A 22,500-nucleotide genomic window follows, 5' to 3' on the forward strand; every position below is an offset into this window, starting at 1 on the left:
TAGGAAGCGGACTGGAAGAGACGCGATTCATTGTGTTCGCGCTGTCACGCGTTTTGTCAGATTCCGAGCACGACGCGCTGCAGATAGTAGGCAAGCATGCCGGCGAGATAGCCCGCGAGGACAATCCAGGAGATGTGCTTCATGTACCATCCAAACGTGATTTTCTCGAGTCCCATCACGACCACGCCTGCGGCAGAGCCGATGATGAGCATGGAACCTCCCACGCCGGCGCAGTAGGCGAGGAGTTGCCAGAAGATGCCGTCCTGGGCGAAGTCGCCTGCTTCAGCCATGGGATACATTCCCATGCAGCCTGCCACGAGAGGCACGTTGTCCACGATGCTGGAGAGCACGCCGATGATGCCGGTGACGGCGAAGTGGTTGCCGTCAAACCAGACGTTCAGTCCGCTGCCGAGCAGGTTCAGTGCGCCAATCTCTTCCAGTGCGGCGACAGCCATGAGGATGCCGAGGAAGAAGAGAATCGTGCTCATGTCGATGCGGGAGAGCATGTTGGTCACGCGTTTCTGCATGCAACCTTTTTCGCTGGTTTCAGACAGGTGACGATAGAACACCTCCGTCACGGTCCAGAGCACGCCCAGCACGAGCAGGATGCCGATGAAGGGAGGCAGGTGTGTGATGCTTTTGAAGATGGGAACGAAGATGAGACCGCCGACGCCGAGGAAGAAGATGAGTTTTCGTTGCATGCCGTTCAGGTGGTCAGCATCGGTGACTTCGCAGGTGTTTTTGTTTTTGCTGTATTTGATGTTGCCTTTCAGTTTTGTTTGCAACAGCAGTGCAGGAATCATCATGGAGATGATGGAAGGCACGAGGATTTCCTTGATGACGCCGGGTGCGGTGATGAGTCCTTTGTTCCAGAGCATGATGGTGGTCACGTCGCCGATGGGCGAGAAGGCACCGCCGCTGTTGGCTGCGATGATGACGAGGGAGGCATAAATCAGGCGGTCACGGCGTTTCGTGATGAGTTTGCGCAGAATCATAATCATCACGATGCTTGTGGTGAGGTTGTCAAGGATGGCGGAGAGGATGAAGGTGAGCCATGCGATTCTCCAAAGGAGTTTCCGCTTGCTTTTTGTTTCGAGCATGTTTCTCACGAAGTTGAATCCCCCGTTTTGGTCCACGAGCTCCACGATGGTCATGGCTCCCATGAGGAAGAAGAGCGTGGTGGCGGTGCTTCCGAGGTGGTGTTCGATGGCTCCGCTGACGACCAGGGCAATCTTGTCGCCCACGGCATCCGGAAGATACTGTGCGGGGTCAATCATGAAAAGGGTCCAACACCCAACGAACATCAGCAGGGCAATCGCTGCTTTGTTGATTTTCGTCACACTCTCGATGGCAATGAAGAAATAGCCCAGAATAAATGCTGCTACGATGCAGATGGTCAGTGTGGTCATGTCAATGGCGCCTGCGGCGCAAGTTTTAAAGGGTTAAAGGTTTTTAGTAATCCTCAAAAAATAACCTGCATCACCTTTGAAAATCTTTTCGGTCCATATTTCCTCCCTCATCAGTCACATAACTACGGCTATGCTCCTTCTTCGGGTGAAAATCTGACCTCGAAAATCTTATTCAAATCTGACGCAACTTATTATTTTCATATTACTTAGTCGAGGATATATTCGCTCCAGTTGGTGAGTCTCATGTCTCCTTTTCGTCGGAAGGTGTCGTGCATGGCGAAGGCGGCGGGCAGGATGTGGTGGGTGTGTCCGCCGTTGCGTCCTGCGATTTCGAGGTATTCGCGAAGCAGCGGACGGTAGTCGGGGTGTGCGATGGCGATGAGCGCTTCCGCTTTCTCCAGGGCGGATTTGTTGCGAAGGTCCGCCACGCCGTATTCCGTCACGATGGCATCCACGTAGTGTTCCGTGTGGTCCACGTGGGAGCAGAAGGGCACGATGGAACTAATCTTTCCGTCCTTTGCCGTCGAGCCGCAGGTGAAGGTTGCCAGCATCGAGTTGCAGGTGAAGTCGCACGAGCCGCCCACGCCGTTCATCATTCGCGTGCCGCTCACTTTCGTGCTGTTCACGTGGCCGTAGATGTCCACTTCAATGGCGGTGTTGAGCGAACAGATGCCCAGTCGGGCGATGATTTCCGGACAGTTTGAAATTTCGGAGGGTCGAATCAGCAGGCGTCCGCGATAGGCGTTGATGTTCTGATAGAGTTCCTGCAGGTGTTCCGGGCTGAGCGTCAGGGCTCCCGTGGAAGCCGCCATGACTCTTCCTTCCTGGATGAGTCGCATGGGTTCCTCTTGCAGCACTTCGGTGTAGATGGAGAAGTTGGGCACTTCCGGCGAGCTTCCCAGTGCTCCCATCACCGCGTTTGCACCGCTTCCGACGCCGCTTTGGAGGATGAGTTTGTTTCGGAAGATATATCCCTTCTTCATGTTCCAAAGCAGGAAGTCCGCCACGTGTCGTCCGATGGCTTCCGTCACGGGTGTGGCGTCGTTCATGATTCTCGCCTCGTCCGGCAGATGAGTGTGCACAACGCCTTTGACGTGCTCCGGCAGCACCTCGATGTAGGGCATGCCGATGATTTCAATGGGTTGCGTGATGCGCACCGGTGCTCTGAACCACGGGTCTTCGATTTCGTAGATGTCGTGCATCCCGATGATTCGTGTGGAGTGCCAGGAGTTGAGTTCGATGAAGACCCCTTTCTTAGCCAGTCGGCAGATGGTGGGTGCGATACCGATGCCTGCGGTGAGATAGATGCGTAGTTTTCCTTGCACCTCTTGAATGTCGCAGGCTTCGATGATGCCCCAGGTGATTTCCCCCGTCAGTCCTTGTCTCAGGTGTGAGGCGTTGTCACTGAGGTTCAGGTCCATGTATTGCACCTCTCCTCGGTTATAAGCCGTTCTGAGTTCTTTGTTCACGCTGAAAGGCAGTCTTCGGTCGATGGCTTTTGCGGCGGCGAGTTCTCCGTCACAGCTGGCACCGATGCTGGCGCCTGTGACGATGCTGACTTTGAAGTCGTGTCCGGCGTCGTGTTCTCTGCGTGCTTTTTTTGCCAGTGCGGGGGTGATGACTTTGGGAGAGCCGGCAGGCCCGAAACCTCCCACAGCCAAGAGGTCGCCGTGTTGAATCATCTCCGCGGCGTCCGCCGCTGTAATTTCGGGAATAATCATGCAAATAGAGAGGGCAGTCTATGGTTTATGTTTCGGAAAAGCTTCGTCATTCGGGCGATGAAGCCCCGAGAGGTGTTAGTTTTTTTACCGAGCGACAAAAATAACCTATTCTTGTAACCTCACAAAAAATATGCAGTGTTCTTTTTGTTATTATGCACTCCGAGAGGGTGTTTTCAAGCACAGCGCGCGTGTTTTTCTCTTTTTAAGGCAGATTTCAGGGGAGTTCTATAAATTACGGGATAAGGAACGTTTGAAAGCGCGCCGCCTGCGAACGATGTGTTTTGACGAAGGTCAGAGCGGCATACCTCATTTCGTGATTTTCAGAACGCCGCTATATACGAAAAAATTCGTACTTTTGTCTGCTGTTAAGTTTTTCACGACTTTTCGTGTTTGTCGAAAGACGCTCCGCCCTCGTAGTTCAACGGATAGAACACCGCTCTCCTAAAGCAGTGATATGAGTTCGATTCTCATCGGGGGTACTTTTTAGGAGTGTTCTAAAAATTAGGTTGAAAACGTAAGCACTTTCTTTTGAACGTTCCTTATCCCGTGATTTATAGAACACCCCTTTAGATAATGTTTCCGTTTTCATTAGGGAATGTTTTGAAGCATTCCGCTCAAAATCGTTTTCTCCTTGTCTGCCACTTCCGAACTCACCCCGATGATGAAGCAGTTCTTCGACCTCAAAGCGAAGAACCCTGACGCCATTTTGCTTTTTCGCTGCGGCGATTTCTATGAAACCTATTCCTCCGATGCCGTCACCGCCTCTCAGGTCCTCGGCATCACACTCACGCGCCGAAACCAAAAAGGCACGTCGCAAAACACGGAGATGGCAGGTTTCCCCTACCACGCGCTCGACACCTATCTCCCGCGTCTCATCCGCGCCGGTCACCGCGTCGCCATCTGCGACCAGCTCGAGGACCCGAAACTTGCCAAGAAACTGGTCAAGCGCGGCATCACCGAGCTCGTCACTCCGGGCGTCGTCATGGGAGACAACGTCCTGCAGGCAAAAGAGAACAATTTCCTTTGTGCCGTCCACTTCGGCGCAGGTTCCGTTGGCATCTCACTGCTGGACATCTCCACGGGCGAGTTCCTTGTGGGCGAAGGCACGACAGCCTATGTGGACAAACTGCTTGTCGGCTACGCACCCAAGGAAGTGCTCGTGCCACACGGCATGCGCGGACGCTTCGAGGGGCTGTTTGGAAACAAGTTCTACATCTTTGAACCCGAGGACTGGGCGTTCACGCTCCAAACCGCGCAGGAGCGACTCAAGAAACACTTCAAGGTCAACAACCTCAAAGGTTTCGGCGTGAACCACCTGAAAGAGGGAACTGTCGCGGCGGGGGCAATTCTCTGCTATCTGGAAATGACGCAGCACACGCAAATCAGCCACATCACCTCGCTGCGTCGCATCGAACAGGACAAATACATTCGCCTTGACCGCTTCACCACACGCAACCTCGAACTCGTCACTCCGCTGGGAGAAGAGGGCACCTCTCTCTTTCAAGTCATCGACCGCACGTTCACCCCGATGGGAGGGCGCATGATGCACCGTTGGGTCACCTTCCCGCTTCGCAACGTGAACGACATCGAGGCGCGACTGGAGGGAGTGGAACACTTCTTTCGTCATCCCGACTTTCGAGAACTCTGCGAGATGGAACTTCCCAAAATCGGCGACATGGAGCGCATCGTCTCCCGCGTCGCCACCGCAAAGGTGAACCCTCGCGAACTGCAGCAACTGCGCTACGCGCTCGAAAGTACCGCCACGCTGAAATATGCCTGCGACCACGCTGAGAACGAAGCGGTACGCCTCATCGGTGGGCATTTGGACAACCTTTCCCACATCCGCGAACTCATCGCCCGAACGTTGAACCCCGAACCTCCTGTCCTCCTGACAAAGGGAGGAGTCATCGCCACCGGAGTCAATGCCGAACTGGACGATTTGAGAAGCATCTCCACCTCCGGAAGAGACTATCTCCTCCAAATCCAACAGCGCGAAAGCGAAAACACCGGAATACCGAGCCTAAAGATTGGGTTCAACAACGTTTTCGGATACTACATCGAAGTGCGCAACACCTATAAAGACAAGGTGCCGCAGGAATGGGTGAGAAAACAAACGCTTGCGCAGGCGGAACGCTACATCACCGAAGAGTTGAAAGAATATGAATCCAAAATTCTCGGCGCGGAAGACAAAATCATCTCCCTCGAGCAGATTCTTTTCAACAACCTCGTCAAAGAGGTGGCGCGCGAAGTCGAGAAACTGCAAAACGACGCCATCGCCGTCAGCCGTCTCGACTGCCTCTATTCTTTGGCACAGATTGCGCGCGAAAGAAACTACGTGCGTCCCGTGGTGGACGACAGCACTGTCATTGACATCCGCGAAGGTCGCCATCCCGTCATCGAGACCCTCATGCCGCCCGGAGAGGAATACGTGAGCAACAGTCTGAAACTCGACACCGAAGCGGAGCAAATCATGATTGTCACCGGTCCGAACATGGCAGGTAAGAGTGCGCTGCTCCGTCAAACCGCGCTCATCACCCTCATGGCGCAAATGGGCTCCTTTGTGCCCGCAGCCTCTGCCCGCATCGGTCTGGTCGATAAGATTTTCACGCGTGTCGGTGCCACGGACAACATCTCCGCCGGCGAAAGTACGTTCATGGTCGAAATGAACGAAGCCGCCAGCATCATGAACAACGTCACGCCGCGCTCTCTCGTACTTTTCGACGAGTTGGGAAGAGGCACATCCACCTACGACGGCATTTCCATCGCTTGGGCAATCGTGGAACATCTTCACGAAAACCCGTCGGCAAGGGCGCGCACGCTCTTTGCCACACACTATCACGAACTGAACGAGATGGAGCGTCTCTTCCCTCGCATCCGTAACGTGAACGTCTCAGTGAAAGAGGTGGACAACCGGGTTGTCTTCCTTCGCAAACTGACGCCGGGTGGTTGCGAACACTCCTTCGGCATCCACGTCGCTCGCCTCGCGGGCATGCCGCCCTCCATCGTGAAGCGGGCGGAGGACATCCTCCACAAACTTGAGGAGGCGGGAGCTTCTGCCGGAAGCGCCGTCAAGAAGGCAGACATAGTCAAAAAAGAGGACGAAGGAGTACAGCTCAGCTTCTTCAAACTTGACGACCCGATTCTCGAACAGATTCGCGACGAAATCATCAACCTGGACGTGAACAACCTCACTCCCCTCGAAGCACTCAACAAACTGAACGAAATCAAACGCATCCTCAATGGTTGAGGCGCTGATTCCGCACTGAAGCGGAAAGCGGACGCCGCAGCCGGCATGGAACTGCCACCAAACAGCACATTTTTGGAAACTACCTAAGAACGGAGGGGAGGAGCCGCGGCTCCTCCCCTCCTTTCTACACAAATATTCAGCAAAAAATCGCCGAAAGCCAAGCATCCGTCACGCAGGACGGAACGGCTCAGCGGTGCGACCGAAGAAAATCAAAGACATAGGGCATGACTACGGAGTCATAGTTCGTCTGCGACATGCCCGGGTAATTACCGAAACTTCCAAGGTTGTCGGAGTTGAAGCCATGGTTGGCGCCTTCAATCACTTGCAGCGTGGCGTGCGGATAGAGCGCAGCTGCTTTTTCAGAAGAACTGACCGGCACGAGAATGTCAGCCGAGCCTTGGAGAATGAGGACGTCGCGCGAGTAGGTGCCGATGTGGGCGTAGGGGTCATAGTCCTTGAGCGTCGTGATGAACTTCGTTTGGAAGAAGTCCTCCATTCCGGGAATCATTCCGGCGAAGCGGTTGACGAGTTCGGAGATGTTGAAGGCAGGATAGAAGAGAATGAGTCCTGCCACCTGCTCGGCGCAGCTCTCGGCGGTGAGGGCTGCCGCCACGCCTCCGAGGCTGGAACCGAGGAGGAAGACGCGGGAGGCATCGATGTCGTCGCGGGCAGCAATCTGTTGCAGGACAGCTTCGAGGTCAGCAGTCTCCGTGAAGAGCGTCATGTCGTCTGTGGAGCCGTCGCTTTGGGATTCGTCACTGCCGCCGCAGAAGTCAAAGCAATAGGTGGCAAAACCATCTTCCGCAATCTGACGGGCGTAGCGCCGCATAGCGAGGTGAGTGAGCGAGTGACTGTGTGCGAGGATGACGGCGGGCAGGGCGTCGGCGTTGCCTTTGGGGCGGTAGAGTTTGCCGTAGATGCGCAATCCGTCGCGACTGCACCAAACCTCTGCGCTGTCGAGTTCCGTGACCGCTTCTCCCGTGTTGTCATCGGGCGGAAGCATGGATTCATTATTGTCACCGCAGCCGGTGAGCATCATGCTGCAAAGGAGCAGCAGAGCGAGGGTAAAGAAAAAGCGTTTCATGAGCGTTTAGTTTAGTTGGTTGAAGTATAGTTGGTAAGATCTGTGGAAATGGTTTTCCCATCAGGCTTTCCCTCAACTGAGCCAGAACATGACGATGAGTTGGGCGATGATGACGCGGAGGAACATGCAGAGCGGATAGACCGTGGCGTAGGCAACGGATGCTTTGTCGCCGGGGAGCGTGTCGTTCACATAGCCCAAGGCAATCGGGTTTGCCATCGCGCCACAGAGCATGCCCGCCGTCGTGGCGAAACTCTTTTTGGAGAAAACGACGCTGACCACGCTGAGCAGAATCACCGGAATCAAAGTGAAGAGAAGACCAAAGCCAATCCAACCCAGTGCGGCAGGTTGCATGACCGTTGCCAAGAAATCGCGCCCCGCATCCAAGCCCAGACAAGCCAGATAGGTTGAAAGACCCAGCGAGCGGAGCATGAGGTTTGCACTCGTCGTCGTGTAAGCCACCATGTGCAAGCGAGGACCGTAGGCGCCGATGAGCAGTCCCATCACAATCGGACCGCCGGCGAGACCAAGTCTCACGGGATAGGACATGCCCGGAATGAAGAGAGGAATGCTTCCCAGCAGCAAGCCCAGCACGATACCAATGAAAATCGTGACCATGTTCGGCTCTTCGAGGCGTCTCACCACGTTGCCCAGTTTTTCCGCCACGCTCTTCAGACTTTGTGCTTCTCCGACGACGGTGACGCGGTCACCCATGCGAAGCAAAAGACCGGGCGTTGCCACGAGTTGGATGCCGCTGCGTTGCACTCGACTGACGTTCACGCCGTAGCGGGCGCGGAGTTGCAGGCTTCCCAGTTTTTTGCCGTTGATTTCGGGGCGTGTGATGAGAATGCGTTGGGAGATGAGTTTCGCATCGAGGGAGTTCCAATCGACGTCCTTTCGGTTCCAGTTCTTGTTGTCGCGACGCCCGAAATAGAGTGTCAGTTGCTGCAGTTGCTTCTCTTGCGTGATGACCAAGATTCGGTCTCCGTTTTCAAGCACGGTTTGGGAGTTGGGCAGCATGACTTTGCCGTTTCGCCAGAGTCGCGAGACCACGAAACTCTGTTCGTTCATTCCGCTGAGTTCGCCGAGCGTGTGGCCGAACACAGCAGGGTTGCAGACCTCAAAGGAGGCGATGAACGCCTCGTCGGCATTTTCTTCCTCACCCGCTTTCTCATGACGCGAGAGCCAGCCCTTCACGAGCAGAAGCGCGATGATAACGCCCAGCATGCCCAAAGGATAGGTCACGGCGCAACTGAGCGCAGCATCGGAGGCGGGCTGTCCCAACTGCTTGAGCGTTTGTTGGGCGGCACCGAGAGCCGGTGTGTTGGTCGTGGCACCGCAAAGCACGCCCAGCATGTCTTGCAAAGGAAGATAGCCAGCCCAGCCCACGGCGAGCGCGAGCAACGTGCCGACCACGACGACACCCACAGCCAGCAGGTTGAGCTGTGCCCCGCCCTGGCGGAAGGCACTCATGAAGCCGGGACCGACTTGAAGCCCCAGCGTATAGACAAAAAGAATCAAACCAAAACTTTCGGCATAGTTCAGCATCTCCGCCTGCACTTGAATCCCCAGTGCGCCGGCAAGGATGCCCATGAAGAAAACGTAGGTCACGCCCAGGCTGACGCCGCGCACTTTGAACTTACCCAAAGCGAGCCCGAAGGCGCAGATGAGTGATATGATGATGACTCCTTGTACTGCCGAAGGAACAAGAAGAGTTTCAGTAAACCAATTCATAATATAGATAAGGTATAGGGGGCAATGCGACCGCGTCGCTGCCCGCTGAGGAGGCAGGAAGTGAGCCTTCCGGCTTGCAGCGGGCAAATTTATCCAATTTTTGAGTAACTTTGCGTCAATATAAAATTGAATTATGGCAAAATGTTCATTTAAGCAGGTTTCAAAGTTCTTTATACCTATATATATATGTATAGCGTTCCTTCCGGCTTTCTCTGCGCCGCGCTCCGTGGCGGAACTGTCCGACACGCTTGCCCTCGTTTTGAGGGCGCAGCCCGACTCGGTGGCTCCCGCCGACTCGCTGACGTGTCCCGAGGAGGAGGACACGCTCGAGATGCAGGAACTCTCCCTGCCGCAGAGACTGGAAAAACTGCTCGACAACGAAATCTTCCTCCGCACGCAGGTCGGTCTTTATGTCTATGACCTCACCGCCGACTCTGTGGTCTTCGCCCACAACGAACGTCAGTGCATGCGCCCCGCCAGCTGCGAGAAACTCGTCACCGCCATCACCGCACTGGAAGAGCTGGGCGGCAATCATCTTTTCCGAACCTCCTTCCTTGCCACCGGCGAGACCTCCGACTCGCTGTTCACCGGAAACCTTTGCGTTCGCGGCGGCTACGACCCACTCCTCGACGAGAGTGATTTGGATGCCTTCTGCGACTCGCTCCGCCGCCGCGGCGTGCGCGCCATTCAGAACGACATCTTCCTCGACCTATCCTTCAAAGACGACAAGCGCTTGGGCTGGGGCTGGTGTTGGGACGATGACGCCGTGCCTCTCACGCCGCTGCTTTTCCGCAACCGCGACACGTTTCAGTCTCATCTTCGCCAAGCCTTTGCCAAAGCCAACATCCGCTGGGAGGGTTCTTTCACGGAACGCAGAGTGCCCTCCGACGCCGAAACGCTGTGCGAGCGCACTCACACCATCGACCAGGTTTTGGAACCGATGATGAAGAAGAGCGACAACTCCATGGCGGAGGCGCTTTTCTATCAGCTTGCCCACCGTCAGGGCGGGCAGGGTGCTTCCCGCAAACACGCTGTGCGCCTTATCAGTCGTTTGGTCAAACGCCTCGACCTTGACGCAGACCACTATCAGTTCGCCGACGGCAGCGGGCTTTCGCTCTACAACTACGTCACGCCCGAACTCCTCGGCTGTCTCCTGCGCCACGCCCACCGTCATCCCGCCATTTTCAATCATCTGAAACCCTCGCTCCCTGTGGCTGGCATCGATGGAACGCTTCGCAAACGAATGCGCGGCAGCGCTGCCGAAGGAAAGGTGTTTGCCAAAACCGGCACCGTCGAAGGCGTCAGCACCCTCGCCGGCTATGCCCTCACCTCCGCCGGAAACCTCCTCGCCTTTGTCGTCATGAACCAAGGCATTCGCCACACTTCCACCGGCAGAAATTTCCAAGACAGAGTCTGCAAAACACTCGTGAAATGAAAAAATGTAAACAAAACATAGCATTTTCCGACAAAAAGTGTAACGATATAAACAAATCTTATTACATTTGCCGCCTCAACCTTTGAATTCACTCACTTTATTAATAACCTAAAACAATTAAATCACATGAAGTATCTTGCTAAACTTTCATTCTTTGTGATGATGCTTTTCGCAGGTTTTGCAGTGGCTGCCTGCGGCGATGACGATCCTGTAACTCCTCCTGTAACTCCTCCCGGAGGTGGCGACGGTGGCGACGGTGGCGAAACGAACACCTTCGTTTACGCTGAACCCTATTGCGTTTGGGGTTCCTCTATGGCTCAAGTAAAGAGCAACATGAGCGAATACGAAGTAGGCTACGAAGGAGATGTAAACCTGATTCTTTTAGGAAAATCTCCCGTTGAATTCTACGGCTACTTCTTCAACTCTAATGGTCTCTATGGCGTGCAAATGGTTTACGAAGATGAGTTCCCCACTCTCGCTCAGGTTCGTGAAGCACTCGCCAAGAGATATCAGTTCTTGAGATATGACGAAGAATCTGATATTTACTTCTACGCTTCTGAAGACCAGAAGACTGGTGTAGGTGTATGGGAAGAATTGCATGAAGACAAACCTTACGTAGTTGTTCAGCTCGTTGGTATTGATTTCATCAATGGAGGTGGCGGTGACGACAGCGGTGAAGGCGGCGGTAACACTCCTTCTTTCTCCGATCCCTTCCTCGGCTGGGGTTCTACCCTCGCACAGCTCCAGGCTGCTAAGGACGAAAACCTCTTCGACGGTGTTGGAGAAGATGAAGAAGATCCCAACGTCACCTACGCAGGCTACTATGGCGTTTCTCCCGTCAACTACGAAATGTACATGTTTGACAGCAACGTCCTCTTCGGCAGCTACATCGAAATGAAGAGCAAAAATGTGGGTAGCTTCGATAACGTGCTCGACATCCTCAAGTCTCGCTATACTTTCGTCACCTACTCTGAAGAAGATGACATTTATCTCTTCATCTCTCCTGACTACGTTACTATGGTGGGTGCTTACGAAGTGAATGACGAAGGCACTCTTTGGAGCTGCGTAGAATACTATGACTACGAATATATGTCTTCCGGCTCTTCCGCTCCTGCAAAAGCTCCCGTTGTGAAGAACGGCAAGAAGACTCACTTCAAGAACGCTGCACGCTTCGTTCCCAGAAACTTCGTTCAGAAGGCTCCCGCGTTCAAAATTTCTTCCAAAATCAAAGGTTTCAAGAACATCAAGTTCTAAACCTCTCTCCCCTTAAAGGGTGAGGACAAAGAATGATTCTCACCCCTCCTTTCAATCCCGTGGCAGTCTTGTCACGGGATTTTTCGCGTTCAGCGCAAAAGAGGAAGCGTTGAATCAAGCAGAAAGTGCTATTTTTGCAAGGATATTAATTTCTTAACTGCCGCCGCCGCTCGTTTCCATTTTCTTTCTCGCGCGGTTTCCAACTCTTTTTGACGCTTTTCTGCGCATGAACAAATCCATTCTCATCAAAGGAGCAAGGGTCAACAATCTGAAAAACATTGACCTCGAAATCCCCCTCGGACGTTTTGTTGTCATCACCGGACTCTCCGGCTCCGGAAAGTCCTCCCTCGCTTTCGACACCCTCTACGCCGAAGGGCAGAGACGCTATGTCGAAAGCCTCTCTGCCTACGCACGCCAATTTCTCGGAAGAATGCACAAACCCGAGGTGGACTACATCAAAGGCTTGCCGCCCGCCATCGCCATCGAACAGAAAACCGTCAGTAGAAACCCGCGCTCCACAGTCGGAACGAGTACGGAAATCTACGAATATCTCCGCCTCCTCTTCGCCCGCATCGGTCACACCTTCTCGCCCGTCAGCGGGCAGGAGGTGAAACGCCACACCGTCGATGACATCGTGGCGTGCGCCTTCTCCTACAGTGAGGGTACACGCTTCGCCGTGCTCGCTCCGATGCGCGTCAGAAGCGGACGCACCATGCAGCAGCAACTTGAAGCGGACCTCGCACAAGGGCTCTCCCGCTTGGATGTGAACGGAGAAACGGTGCGAATGGAAGACGTGTTGGAAAATCCGCCCGAGCCCGAAAAATGCAGTCTTCTCATTGCCCGCCTCAGTGTCAGACAGGACGAAGAGACTCGCTCGCGACTCGCCGACGCCATCGAAACGGCACTCTACGAAGGCGATGGAGAATGTATGCTCCGCTTCTATCCTGCCGGCATCCTCCACCGTTTCAGCACCCGCTTCGAAGCGGACGGAATGACCTTCGCCGAGCCCGACGACTATATGTTCTCCTTCAACAATCCCGTCGGCGCCTGTCCCCGCTGTGAAGGCTTCGGCAGAATCATGGGCATCGACGAGCATCTGGTCGTGCCCGACACGAGCCTCAGCCTCTACGATGGAGCGGTCGTTTGCTGGCGCGGCGAGAAAATGGGACTCTGGCTCAAGGAGTTCATGCGGCGAGTGGCACACAAGGACTTTCCCGTCTTTGAACCCTACTACAAACTCACGCGGAAGCAGAAGGACCTCCTCTGGCACGGCGACGCCGAAGAAAACGCCCGACCCGAAGAGGAGCGGGTCACCATCGATGCCTTCTTCAGAATGTTGGAGCGGAATCAATACAAGATACAGTATCGCGTCATGTTGGCACGCTATCGCGGCAAGACGGAATGCCCCGACTGCCACGGCTCGCGCTTGCGCCCCGAGGCGGAATATGTCAAAGTCGGCGGGCGCAGCATCACCGAACTCGTGCGGATGCCGGTCTGCGAGTTGCTGCCGTGGTTTGAACACCTGCAGCTCAGCGAACATGACGCCTCCGTGGGGCGTCGGCTGCTCACCGAAATCCGTTCCCGGCTGCGCTTTCTCGTCAATGTCGGTCTCGGCTATCTCACCCTCGACCGCCTCTCCAACTCCCTTTCCGGCGGTGAGAGCCAGCGCATCAACCTCGCCACTTCCCTCGGATCCTCGCTGGTCGGCTCGCTCTACATTCTCGACGAACCCAGCATCGGACTGCATCCCCGAGACACGCAGCGCCTCATCGCTGTCTTGAAAGAACTCCGCGACCTCGGCAACACCGTCATTGTCGTGGAGCACGACGAAGAAATCATGCGCGCTGCGGACTATCTCATCGACATGGGACCCGACGCGGGACGCCTTGGCGGCGAAGTCATGTTCCAAGGTGAAATCCGTCCCGACGTCCTGCCGCCCCTGCCGGAGGGAAAAGAGAAATATGCTTCCCACACGCTCAACTATCTTTCCCATCTTGAAACCATCCCCGTGCCGTCTTCCCGCCGCGCCTGGAATCGTTTCATCAAGGTTGTCGGAGCCCGTGCCAACAACCTCAAGGGCATTGACGTGGTCTTTCCGCTCAACGTCCTCACCGTGGTCACCGGCGTCAGTGGCTCGGGAAAATCGACGCTGGTGCGTGACATCTTCTTCCGCGGACTGAAGCGCGCCAAGGACGAAGTGGCGGAACGCCCCGGAGAGTTCACGCGCCTGGAAGGCGACATCGACGCCGTGCAGGGCGTCGAGTTCATTGACCAAAACCCCATCGGGCGCAGTTCGCGCTCCAATCCCGTCACCTACGTCAAGGCGTACGATGAAATCCGAAAACTCATGGCAGCGCAACCTTTAGCGAAACAGATGGAGATGACCCCCGCCTGGTTCTCCTTCAACACCGAAGGCGGACGCTGCGAAGAGTGCAAGGGCGAGGGCACGGTCAAGGTGGAGATGCAGTTCATGGCGGACCTCGTGTTGGAGTGTGAAGCCTGCCACGGCAAACGTTTCAAGAAGGACGTCTTGGAGGTGAAATATGAAGGAATGGACATCAACGACATTCTGGACATGACCGTCAATCGCGCCATCGAGTTCTTTTCCGAACATGGTCAGTCGCGCATCGTCAGTCGCCTGCGCCCCTTGCAGGACGTCGGACTCGGCTACATCAAACTCGGGCAACCCGGCTCCACCCTCTCCGGCGGCGAGAACCAGCGCGTGAAGTTGGCATACTATCTTGGACTGGAGCGTAGCGTTCCCACGCTTTTCATTTTCGACGAGCCGACCACAGGACTTCACTTCCACGACATCAACTGCCTGCTGCGCGCCTTCCAGGCACTCATCACGCGCGGCCACACCATCATTGTCATTGAACACAATCCCGAAGTCATGAAATGTGCCGACCACCTCATTGACCTCGGTCCGGAGGGCGGTCGCGAGGGCGGCAGGGTCGTGGCACAAGGCACGCCCGAGGAAGTGGTGGCGCAGGGCAAGGGTCACACCGCCCGCTTCCTGAAACTGTGAGGAGGAAACCACCTCCGTAACACCTCTTCGCCAACCCTTGTACAACCCTTGAACAACCTTTGAACAACCTGTTCAAACCCTGTTCAACGCCTGTTCAAACCTTGCTCAAACCTTGCTCAAACCTTGCTCAAACCCTTCGTTGGGTTTGATTGAACTTTCAGCCCGTTTGGGCTCTCGGAAATGTCCGGTAAACGGCTATGCGAAACCGTTTTTCCGCAAAAAAGACGTGCGGAACTGTCGTGGTGGCAGTTCCGCACGTGGCGTTTGTGAGCTGTGCGCTCAAAGTGTCTTTGTCTCGTTTATGTGGCGTTTGCAACCCGCCTCATTTGATGAGCACCTTCTGTCCGCCCCGGATATAGACGCCGGGCGCCGGTGCTTCCGTCAGTCTGCGTCCCTGAAGGTCGTAGAGAAAGGAGTTGGCGGCGGGAGCGGTGGCGTGGTTGATGCCCGTCGGCGTGTAGGAGGAGGGAATGGGGTGGAACGGCTGCTCCTCGGTGAACTTGTATTGTCCGTCGGAAGCCCAGTCAAGGCTGAAGCGCACGAAGCGGAGCACGTAGTTGTTGGCATTGTAGTGGCCGTCCTCTTCGTAATATACGCCCAGTGTTCCGTCGGGCAGAACGACTGCGGTGCTGTAGCCGGAGCTCCAGGGGCAGATGGTCTTCGGTGTGCCGAAGGTTTCGCCTTCGTCGGTGGAGAGGCAGATGCTCACGTTCTGGCGGCTGCTGCTGTTGGGGAGCGTTTCAAAGGCGATGTTCCAGGGGTTGCCATCGAGCGTGGAACACCAAACCATGTACTCGCCGTCGCAGGCAGTACCGCTGATGCCGCTGGTGAAGCGTGTTTCGGGGGCATATTTCCAAGTGGCGCCGTGGTCGGAGGTCACGTTGTGATAGTTGTAGCCGTTGGTGCGCACGAAGATGGAGAGGTCTCCGTTGTTGCGTTCGAGCGTCTTGGGTTCGTCAGCGTTGGTTGTTCCGCTTGTGCCGACCACCTGCCAGCTCTGACCGTGGTCAAAACTCATGAAGAAGTGGAAGTTGCGGACGTTGTTTCCGTCGCGATTGACGAAGCTGGAAACGAGTGTGCCGTCGCGTTTCTGGAGTGCGGCACCGGAGCCGGAGAAGCCGCCCTTCCAAGTCGGGTTGGGGCTGCCCACGCCGTAGAGACTCTTCGTGTGATCCACGGGAGTGCTCCAGGTTTCGCCACCGTCGGAGCTCATGATGGTCTTCCAGAGCTGAGGCTCGGCTGCGGTGGATGCCCAGAAGCCGTGACCGTAAGTGCCGGCGGCAGTCATGATGCCGATGATGTTGCCGTTGTCGCGGTCGGTGACGATGGAGGCATCGCCGTGACCATAGTTTCCGCCGAGGTTTTCTCCGGCAGCGACGCGCTGCGGACGAGTCCAGGTGCGTCCCATGTCGTCAGAATACTGTGCCACGATGTAGAGCATGTTCGGCAGGTCGCCGTTGTGCTGCAGACGGTCGTCGGTCAGGGTGACGAGGCGGTCCACGATGGTGCCGTCGTCGAGTTTCTTCTTCACAGTGGTGATGGCGGGGATGCGATAGTAGCGAGAGCCGCAGTCATAGGGCATCAAGGCTGCACCTTCGGAGAGGAAGATGGTGACGGCGTGTTGCGGGTTGCCGTTGGCTTCAGCCATTTCGGCGCCGTCCACGACGTAGCCGCTGATGGTGGCGTCCACGGTGTGTCCCTCGGTGGCGTCCTCTGCGATGTCGTAGGCAATCCAGAGGTTATGTTCGCCCACGTTCAGGTCGGCTGAGCCGTTGATGACGAAGGAGCCGTCGGCTGCCACGGCGGTCGCCTCGCCGAAGAGGATGCCGTTTTCTTCGCGCCAGGTCATCTTTTGGTCTTCGTCGATGAAGAGTTCGCGGTTGTTGGTGGCAAGATAGGCTTTGACGTTCTTCACGTCGGCGAGGTCGGTGGCAACGACGTTACCCTTGATGGCGCTGACGTTCACGCTGCCGGTGAGGCCGGAGACGCGGAAGATGGTGCGCACGATGGGCTGGTTCTTGTTGCCGATGCCGGTGGTCACCTTGCCCTGCTTCACGGTTGTGGAGGCGAGCACGGCTTCGGGGTGGCTGGCGTCCACGGGGTCGAATCTCCAGAGAGAGGCGTTGTCTTCAGCTGCGGCCCAGCGAACGATGACGGCTCCGGCTTCTTGAGCGTGGAGTTCCACGTTGCTGTCCTTGATGGTGAAGAAGCCGTAGGCAGATTGAATCGTGTAGATGGGGTTGGCTTCTTCGCTCTTTCCGAACTGAGTGGCTCCGCCGGTGCCGGTTCCTGCTGTGCCGATGTAGTCCCCATTGAAGTTCTTGATGGCGAGTTTGCCGTCCTGTTCCCAGAAACTCCAGATGCGGTCGGGCGAGAAGGACTTGTCACCGAAGCGCATGAGGTCCAGTTCTGCGTCATAGTACATCACCTTGCCTGCGCAGTATGCCTTGGTGGAGGCGTTGGTGATGTAGTACCAGCGCACGTTGTCTTCTGTGCTGGTGACGGGCGGTTCGGGCACGTCCTTCTTGATGTGGAGGGTGAAGTCGGTGAGCACGACGCCCTGTCCGTTGGTGCCGGCGAGCGTGAAACTGAGGCTGGAGAGTGCCACGTTCGATGCGCTGCGGGTGGCTGCGGTTTGGGAGGTCGTATAGACTGTGCCGTCGTCCATCGTCATGGTCAGTCCCGTGGCGTGGCTGTTGTTGGCGAAGGTGAAACTGTAGGAGTCGATGACGTAGCCTGCCGGTGCAGAGAGCGTGTAGGCGGAGCTGGCTGCGCTGCCGGTGAAGAGTTGCAGGTTGTTGCCGCTCCAGTTCATGTTGTTGGTTGTGCCGCATCCGAAGGTCACTTGCGGTCTGGAAGCGCTCTTCCACGTGCTGAAGTAGTTTCCGGTCGTGCCGCCGCTGCCGTTGTAGAGCGTGCCGTTGGGTTTATTGACGGTGATGGTGAGTTCGTTGGGCAGCGGTTCGTCACTCACCTCGGTGAAGAGGAAGCTGGAGCCGCCGTCGTTGGCGCCGCTGGTACTGTTCCAGGTGGCGAGTTTGTTGCTACGGTTGTTGAGGTAGCAGTTGTCGCCGTAGTGGAAGGCATAGCTGTTTGTGGCGGCGGTGGAGGCGTTGAGGATGAAGGCGGTGTAGGTTCCTGTGGCAGCCATCATGGCTTTCTGGTTGTCGGCGACGGAGGCGTAGGTCACCTTCATGCCCGGTCCTTTAGCCTTATTATATAATGTATAGCCCGAAACCGTGTTGCCCGTGATGCACCAGAGTCCGTATTCGTTGTCGTCGGCGGGTTCGGTGGTTGCCATGTCCACGTCCGTGCCGGTGTTGGCAACGAGCCAGGCGTTGCGGGTGGTCTTCATTTTGTACCAGTGAACGGTCTCGCCCCAGGCGTCAGCCGTCGGCTCTTCCGAGAGGAGGAAACTGTAGCCCTGGTCTTCGACGAAGGTCGGTTCGTCCACCGGCTCGGGTGCTTCTTCGATGAGGAACTGACAGCCGGTGTCGTTGCGGTCGGCTCCCTTGGTGGCATCGTTGCTCCAGTTGTAGAGTTTGTAGCCTTGAGCGGCTTGCGTCTGGTTCAGTTCCACCTCGCCGCTGCTGATGATGTAGTAGCCTGGCGTGTTGCCATAGCTCACAGTCCAGCCGCTGGCGGGTTGTGTGGCGACGGTGGTGATTTGGGAGTTATAGGCTGCTGTCGGGTTGAGGTAGGCGTTGTAGGCGCGGTCGATGATGTCGTAGGTGTCATCGTCGCGGCGCACGAACTTCCACATGGAGCGGGCGTAGGTGGAGGTCGTGTTGGAGCCGACCACGCCGGCGGCACTGCCTTGAGAGGTGATGTAGTAGTCGTTGGCGCGGAGGGAGTGAATCTGATACCAGTGCTCGTCGCCCTCAGTGCTGACGGTGGGCTGGTTCAAAGCCTCTGCCACGGCGGTGCGCAGTGCGCTTACCATGTCGGCGGCTTCCGTCTCGGTGATGGAGGACTTTGCCAGCAGCGTGTAGGCTTCTTCCGACTTGGCGTTGAAGACAGCCATGCCGGCTTCGCCATACTGTCCCATGCCGCTGCCGACGTTGACGATGTGTCCGGCGGTCAGTGCCTGACCAATGCTGTTGCGCAGGTCGGCTTGTGCGATGCGGTTGGCGGCTTCTTCTTCGGTAATCACGTTGAAGGTCAGATCCGGCATATCGGAAAGTAATCTGTCCTTGATGATGTTCGCCATTTTCACGTAGCCCAGACCGTAGAGATAGTTCGTGTTCTTGATGTATGTCGTGTTGGCGACGTCGCCATCGAGGAAGGGCGTGTAGCAGTCGATATATTTCACCTGATCGGGACCCCATTCGGAGAGGATTGCGTTGAACGGGGCGATGCGGGTGGTGTTGATGGTGGCGTTGTTCGTCGGGTGCAGTCCGATTGTGTAGATTCTGGCGCTGGGACAGTTCGACATGATTTCCTCCACCAATCGAATGTAGTTCAATTTCACGGTTTCCAGGTCGTCAGAACCCAGGACGTCGGAGGTTCCGGCATAGATCAGCACGGCTCGCGCTTCTTCTTTTTCCACGTTCTGCACTTGGGTGAGGGCGGCATTGGCGATTTTGCGTGCGTTTTCAAGGCTCAGTCCGCCGTAGCCCCAGCCGGAGCCGCGGTTCTTGATGTGGTCGTTGCCGAGGAGTTCGTTCCATTCGCCCGTCTTCACTTCGCCATCGCCGAAGAAGAGAATGTCGTTGTCAATTTGCTTGTAGGGCAGCACGCTGAAGTAAGTGGCGCGCATTCCGTGAGAGCCCGAGAGACCGCCGTTGAGCTGGGTTTCGGAAGTGTTGTAGGGTAAGACCGTATGGGCGGTAAACTCTCCGTCATCCATCAAGTATCTTTCCCGAAGGGCTTCGGTCCATTTCTCATAGGAGGCAGCGGTGAGGTGGAGGTTGTCATAGCTCCAAACGCCGCCGGAAGCCACGTCGGAAAGCAGGTCATAGAAGTCCACATATCTCAACCAGCCTTCGTTCGTTTCATCCACGAAAGCCTTCACCAGACGGTTCGTCTCGAGCCAGCGCTCGGCGGGACGGTTCGAAGTGTTGTTGTTGAGGATGCTGTAGAGATAGACTTTTGTCTCCGGGCTGCGCTTGTGGACGCGCTGCACGATGCTCTTGACGTAGGCAAGCACCTGCGTCGGCTGGAAGTTCAGTCCGCCGCTGGTGGCGATGTCGTTCGTGCCAATCATCATGAAGAACTTCTTCGGTTTGTTGATGAGATAGCTCTCGAGATTGTCACTCTGTTCGGTGGAGTAGGTGCCGGAGTTTCCGCGGTTCACAATCGGAAGCGGAGTTGCCTCGTCGCTGCGGAACATCTCGACCCAGGGTGCCATGTCTGTGATGCTGTTGCCCACAAACACGATGCTTCCTTCAGCAGGCGGAAGCACTTTGAAGAGGTCGTACCGATGCTTGCGGAACGGCTCGTCACCCCACGCGGCAAGCGTGAAGATGCTTGCCAAAAGGAAAAGTAAGGTTTTCTTCATAGTATTTGAAAACTAGGGTTTTGAAAAAAATGTCAGAAAAGAAAGTTGACAAGTTATTGGCGAAATGCTGAAAAGAAATTATCAGCGTGTAAAAATAGGCATTCTTCTCCGCATTTCCTTCATTATTGCCCAAAAATCAAACTTTTAAGGCAAAAAAATCCACGAAACACGAGATGACATCATCCCGTTGCCCCATTGTTCTCTTCGCCGCCCCTTTGCCCCCATTGACCTTAAGAACCCCCCGTTCGCGGTGCGTAAGCGACGCGAAAAGTTGTCTCTCGTTGTCTCCGTTGTCGTCAAAACGCCACCGCCCTGTCTCTTTGTCTTTTTGTCTCTTTGTCTCTTTGACTCTTTGACTCTTTGTCTCTTTGACTCTTTGTCTCTTTGACTCTTTGACTCTTTGACCTTCTTCCCCAAGGCACTCTAATTTGTCCGAATTTCGTAATTTTGCCACCAATTTATCATCAAGACAAACATTTTGAAAGGTCATGCGAATATTTCCCTTACACATTGATTTTAAAAAGCGCGTCCCGTCAGCCTTCATTTCCTTGCTGCCGCTCGTCGTTCTCGTTGCCATGCTTGTCATCGTGGTGCAGATCTATGGCAGCGATGCCCTTTCCGGAGCGAGTCAGGTGACGCTGCTCGTCGTTTCGGCTTTTTGCGTCTTCCTCGGCATGGTTTTCCTCAAAGTGCCTTGGAAAGATTTCGAAAAAGCCATCACCGACAACATCGCAAACGTCGGAAGCGCACTCATCATCCTCCTGCTGATTGGCGCACTGAGCGGAGCGTGGATGGTCAGCGGTGTCGTCCCCGCGCTCATCTACTACGGCATGGAAATCATTCGCCCCGAAATCTTCCTCGCCTCCGGCTGCATCATCAGTGCGCTGGTCAGCGTCATGACCGGCTCGTCCTGGACCACCGTTGCCACCATCGGCATCGCACTCATGGGCATCGGACAGGCGCAAGGCTTCAACGAAGGATGGATTGCCGGAGCCATCATCAGTGGTGCCTATTTCGGAGACAAAATTTCACCGCTCTCCGACACCACCGTCCTCGCGGCAGGCTCGGTCAGCGTGCCACTCTTCAAACACATTCGCTACATGCTCATCACCACCGTACCTTCCATGACGCTCGCACTCATCATCTTCGCCGTGGCGGGAATTACCGGAGACACCAGTTCTACCGCAGAAATAGAGAGTTTCCGCCAAGCCCTCGACACGCGTTTTTCCCTCACGCCCTGGCTGCTCCTCGTGCCGCTCCTCACCGGCGTCATGATTGCGCGCCGCCTGCCACCCATCATCACCCTCTTCCTTTCCTCTCTCCTGGCAGTTCTCTTCGGACTGATGTTTCAGCAGGGCGCATTGACCGAGGTCGGGGAGGGAAGTGCCTTTGAGGGAGTCATGAGAACTCTCTACGGAAGCACCTCTTTGCCCACACAAAACTCCATGCTCACCTCTCTTGTTGCGACGAGAGGAATGGAAGGCATGCTCAACACCATCTGGCTCATTCTCTGTGCCATGTGTTTCGGAGGCACGATGGCAGCGGGCGGAATGGTGCGAGGCATCACCGACATCTTCGTCGGCATGATTCGCAACCGCGTCAGCCTGGTCGGAGCCACCGTCGGCACGGGACTGACGCTCAACCTTGCTGTGGCAGACCAATACATCTGCATCCTCCTCAACGGAAACATGTTCAAGCAAATCTATGACCGCATGGGCTATGAGCGTCGTCTCCTCAGCCGTGCCACGGAAGACTCCGTGACCGTCACCTCCGTCCTTGTGCCGTGGAACACGTGCGGCATGACGCAAAGCACCGTGCTCGGAGTAGCCACACTGACCTATCTCCCGTACTGTTTCTTCAACCTCCTCAGCCCGCTGATGAGTCTCCTCGTGGCTGCCATCGGATATAAGATTCACCGAAAAGCACCCGCCGAACAAATCCCTAAGAAGGAACGATAAACTTTTAAGGAGTGTTCTAAAAATTAGGTGGAGTCGCTTCCATGATTTCGTGGGAAAAAACTTTTCCACACCCAACGCCCTTTTTCGGTTTTAACACTTCTTGCTTTTGGCGATGAAAAGTATTATATTTGTA

At 55.7% G+C, this 22,500-nt stretch carries 10 protein-coding genes and 1 tRNA gene; 6 read left to right on the plus strand and 5 right to left on the minus strand.

What is annotated here, in order from left to right; all coding sequences use genetic code 11:
- Positions 1–56: 56 nt before the first annotated feature.
- A complete protein-coding gene (nhaD, locus tag I6E40_RS05265; protein WP_235385857.1) occupies positions 57–1,409 on the minus strand; it encodes a sodium:proton antiporter NhaD in 1,353 nt (450 codons plus the stop codon).
- A gap of 206 nt (positions 1,410–1,615) precedes the next feature.
- Positions 1,616–3,130: an acetyl-CoA hydrolase/transferase C-terminal domain-containing protein gene (locus tag I6E40_RS05270; RefSeq protein ID WP_235385858.1), complete on the minus strand. Its 1,515-nt coding sequence runs from the start codon at positions 3,128–3,130 to the stop codon at positions 1,616–1,618.
- A 407-nt stretch (positions 3,131–3,537) separates the two neighbouring features.
- On the opposite strand from I6E40_RS05270, the gene I6E40_RS05275 reads away from it, so the two are divergent.
- Together I6E40_RS05275 and mutS are read left to right on the plus strand one after the other, a co-directional pair.
- Positions 3,538–3,609 (plus strand) — tRNA-Arg (locus I6E40_RS05275).
- Positions 3,610–3,788: 179 nt separating this feature from the next.
- Complete coding sequence (gene mutS / locus I6E40_RS05280; protein ID WP_235385866.1) at positions 3,789–6,377, plus strand: DNA mismatch repair protein MutS; 2,589 nt, start codon at positions 3,789–3,791, stop codon at positions 6,375–6,377.
- Between the two features lie 187 nt (positions 6,378–6,564).
- Here the strand turns inward: mutS and I6E40_RS05285 are convergent, their stop codons facing one another.
- Together I6E40_RS05285 and I6E40_RS05290 are read right to left on the minus strand one after the other, a co-directional pair.
- Positions 6,565–7,461 (minus strand): alpha/beta hydrolase family protein, encoded by an 897-nt coding sequence (locus I6E40_RS05285; RefSeq protein WP_235385859.1) that lies wholly within the window; start codon positions 7,459–7,461, stop codon positions 6,565–6,567.
- 72 nt (positions 7,462–7,533) lie between these two features.
- Positions 7,534–9,192: a putative transporter gene (locus tag I6E40_RS05290; protein WP_235385860.1), complete on the minus strand. Its 1,659-nt coding sequence runs from the start codon at positions 9,190–9,192 to the stop codon at positions 7,534–7,536.
- Between the two features lie 133 nt (positions 9,193–9,325).
- Between I6E40_RS05290 and dacB the strand changes: the two genes are divergently transcribed.
- The 3 genes from dacB (at position 9,326) to uvrA (ending at position 14,909) form a co-directional block, all read left to right on the plus strand.
- On the plus strand, positions 9,326–10,627 hold the full coding sequence (gene dacB / locus I6E40_RS05295; protein ID WP_235385861.1) for a D-alanyl-D-alanine carboxypeptidase/D-alanyl-D-alanine-endopeptidase: 1,302 nt from the start codon (positions 9,326–9,328) through the stop codon (positions 10,625–10,627).
- 126 nt (positions 10,628–10,753) lie between these two features.
- Positions 10,754–11,881, plus strand: coding sequence for a hypothetical protein (locus tag I6E40_RS05300; RefSeq protein WP_235385862.1), 1,128 nt, complete (start codon positions 10,754–10,756; stop codon positions 11,879–11,881).
- A gap of 220 nt (positions 11,882–12,101) precedes the next feature.
- On the plus strand, positions 12,102–14,909 hold the full coding sequence (gene uvrA / locus I6E40_RS05305) for an excinuclease ABC subunit UvrA (RefSeq protein WP_410897036.1): 2,808 nt from the start codon (positions 12,102–12,104) through the stop codon (positions 14,907–14,909).
- 322 nt (positions 14,910–15,231) lie between these two features.
- On the opposite strand, the gene I6E40_RS05310 is transcribed toward uvrA, so the two are convergent.
- On the minus strand, positions 15,232–20,409 hold the full coding sequence (locus I6E40_RS05310) for a GDSL-type esterase/lipase family protein (protein WP_235385864.1): 5,178 nt from the start codon (positions 20,407–20,409) through the stop codon (positions 15,232–15,234).
- A 488-nt stretch (positions 20,410–20,897) separates the two neighbouring features.
- On the opposite strand from I6E40_RS05310, the gene I6E40_RS05315 reads away from it, so the two are divergent.
- A complete protein-coding gene (locus I6E40_RS05315) occupies positions 20,898–22,367 on the plus strand; it encodes a Na+/H+ antiporter NhaC family protein (protein ID WP_235385865.1) in 1,470 nt (489 codons plus the stop codon).
- The last annotated feature ends 133 nt before the right edge of the window (positions 22,368–22,500 follow it).

The organism is Prevotellamassilia timonensis (assembly GCF_021531665.1).
Lineage (GTDB): Bacteria > Bacteroidota > Bacteroidia > Bacteroidales > Bacteroidaceae > Alloprevotella.

What these genes read in the sequence shown, in the direction of transcription:
- I6E40_RS05315 (WP_235385865.1), top strand. Translation starts at nt 20,898, where the DNA reads ATGCGAATATTTCCCTTACACATTGATTTTAAAAAGCGCGTCCCGTCA.
- I6E40_RS05285 (WP_235385859.1), bottom strand. Translation starts at nt 7,461, where the DNA reads ATGAAACGCTTTTTCTTTACCCTCGCTCTGCTGCTCCTTTGCAGCATG.
- I6E40_RS05300 (WP_235385862.1), top strand. Translation starts at nt 10,754, where the DNA reads ATGAAGTATCTTGCTAAACTTTCATTCTTTGTGATGATGCTTTTCGCA.
- mutS (WP_235385866.1), top strand. Translation starts at nt 3,789, where the DNA reads ATGATGAAGCAGTTCTTCGACCTCAAAGCGAAGAACCCTGACGCCATT.
- I6E40_RS05290 (WP_235385860.1), bottom strand. Translation starts at nt 9,192, where the DNA reads ATGAATTGGTTTACTGAAACTCTTCTTGTTCCTTCGGCAGTACAAGGA.
- dacB (WP_235385861.1), top strand. Translation starts at nt 9,326, where the DNA reads ATGGCAAAATGTTCATTTAAGCAGGTTTCAAAGTTCTTTATACCTATA.
- nhaD (WP_235385857.1), bottom strand. Translation starts at nt 1,409, where the DNA reads ATGACCACACTGACCATCTGCATCGTAGCAGCATTTATTCTGGGCTAT.
- I6E40_RS05270 (WP_235385858.1), bottom strand. Translation starts at nt 3,130, where the DNA reads ATGATTATTCCCGAAATTACAGCGGCGGACGCCGCGGAGATGATTCAA.
- I6E40_RS05310 (WP_235385864.1), bottom strand. Translation starts at nt 20,409, where the DNA reads ATGAAGAAAACCTTACTTTTCCTTTTGGCAAGCATCTTCACGCTTGCC.